Source organism: Providencia sp. Me31A (genome assembly GCF_050487165.1).
GTDB lineage: Bacteria > Pseudomonadota > Gammaproteobacteria > Enterobacterales > Enterobacteriaceae > Providencia.
The window spans coordinates 1-2,031 of the sequence record NZ_JBKQGZ010000059.1 but is presented as its reverse complement, the minus strand read 5'-3'; the positions used below and the strand labels follow the sequence as shown (position 1 = coordinate 2,031).

General features: G+C 40.1%; 1 protein-coding gene and 1 pseudogene. Both read right to left on the bottom strand.

Annotated features, from left to right (window positions below):
- Nucleotides 1–181, bottom strand: a pseudogene (locus tag ACLPIE_RS22380) (hypothetical protein); the annotation flags it as partial.
- A 68-nt stretch (nt 182–249) separates the two neighbouring features.
- Nucleotides 250–2,031 (bottom strand): phage tail tip fiber protein (locus tag ACLPIE_RS22375; protein WP_430263831.1); only part of this gene is annotated, 1,782 nt, incomplete at its 5' end.

Here is a 2,031-nt window from a genome sequence, read left to right as displayed (position 1 = left end):
CCAACGTTAAAGCCGTGTTACTTTCAATGGAATAAATGCTATTAATGAGCAAGTTGGAACCATTTTCAATCAGCACAACCTGACCGACTGAAACAAGCGTAGTGTTATCTTTCCAGCGTGTGCCTGTCCCTGTAATTTTTGAACTATTCGCTGTGGTGGTAACGGTACCGACATTATACATAGGATTGATTCTCCGAAATTTGGACGTAAAAAAACCGCAATTAAGCGGCCTATGTTTCTGTGAAATATTTAATTAAATGATGATGGATTGCTTTTACATGCAAGTATAAGCGCTGGGTAAATCCTTAATGTACAATCCGAGTTGTCCCCCCCAGCACCACGACCTGTCAGCCTTACCGTTATTTTTGTATTTGACTGCATCTTGGGAATTTTAATATAACAAGATGCTATTGCCGCCCACGTCGAATCTGGACTATCAACTGTCGTTACAATAACGTTTTGCTTTACATTATTAGCATAAACTGCAATTTCGAACGGTTTGTGTATTGCAGGTGGTTTATGCTCTGATGAAAAGTGCATTGTAGGCATGATCAAGTCAACGTCATACGGCATATTGCCGGCATAGATTACCGTTGTCTCGATTGTCATTGTCGGCTGCTTAATGAAGTATTTTGAAGCCCCATCATATAAAACACCCGTTGCGACATCACCGATAAATTTCTCAGCATATACCGAACCCTTGAAATCACCATCTGTGGCATAAACCTTTCCTCTGAATGTTCCATTGTTAAATTCAGGGTTACCATTTTTATCAATTTGCCAGCCTTTTTCCCCTTTTTTGAAATCATTAGACTGAATAACGTTACCGATTTTTACATTTGTAATTGAACCGTCTTGAATAAAGCCTGAATCAATAAACACCTGACCATTCATAATCGCAAAAGGTGTCACAAATTTACCGTTTGACTGATTAAAAATAATGAATTCATCGGCTGCAAAAGCGATTTGAGTGACAACTTGCCCGTTTTTAACCTGAGCATTCATCATCATTTTAACATCGTAGTATTGCCCGTTATGCCAGACCCCTGCTTTGATACTAAAATAAGCCCGAGAGTTTCCTTGCTGATCTACAGAGGTCTCTGCCCGTTTCTCAATTGCCGCCTTATTCTCATCAATTTCTGATTTAATGAGTTCATTAACCTCCGCTTGTGATTTCTCATTATCAGAAACGGTTTTTTTAAGGGCTGTAATGCTGGTATTTACATTTTCATACTGCGCATTTAGCTGAGTAAACTTTTCAGCATGGGCTTTTTCATTGGTCGCAATCAGCTTATTGGTCTCAATGATGCTAGCCTTAATTACCCTTGCATCATTGCCTTGCTTCATATTTTGCACAGCAAGCTGTAAGAGCGTTTCCGCTTGGGAAGACTCTTTGTCTGTTTCTGTTTTCTGCATATGAGCAATATCAGCTTCATTGCCCGCAAAGCGACTGCTTGTTTTCTCCTCATTTTCTGCAACGGTTTTATTTGTGTCAGCTATTGCGCTTGTGTTTTTAGTCACCGCTGAACTGATGTCAGAAAGGTCTTTGCCTTGCTTATCAATGACTTTTCCTTGCTCATCGATTTGCTGACCTTTTTCATCAATGTTTTTCTGAAGTTGTGCACGAGTTTGCTCGGTGTGCTCTGCTGCGGCTTCTTTATCACTTGCTTGAGACTGACGAATATCAACGAATGCAGCTTGGTTTGCTTCGTATTGTGCATCGACTTTCTCTGATAAATTGGCCTGTGCTTGCTCAGTATCGGCAATCGTTTTTTCATTACGCTCAACTTGCGATTTAATTTTACGGTTGTCATTACTTAGCTTATTGACTTCCGAGTTAGTTTGAGAAATAGCCTCAGCTTGTGCTTTTTCAGCATCAGATTGCGTTTTACGAACTTGAGCAAAGTTAGCGTGCATTTCTTCATAGATACTTTGCTGATTTTCTTTCGTTTCTGTTGTCGTTTCTTCCAAATTAGCAATAGCCGTTTTTTGAGAGTCAACAACACTACTCACATCCGACAGCTCGCGCCC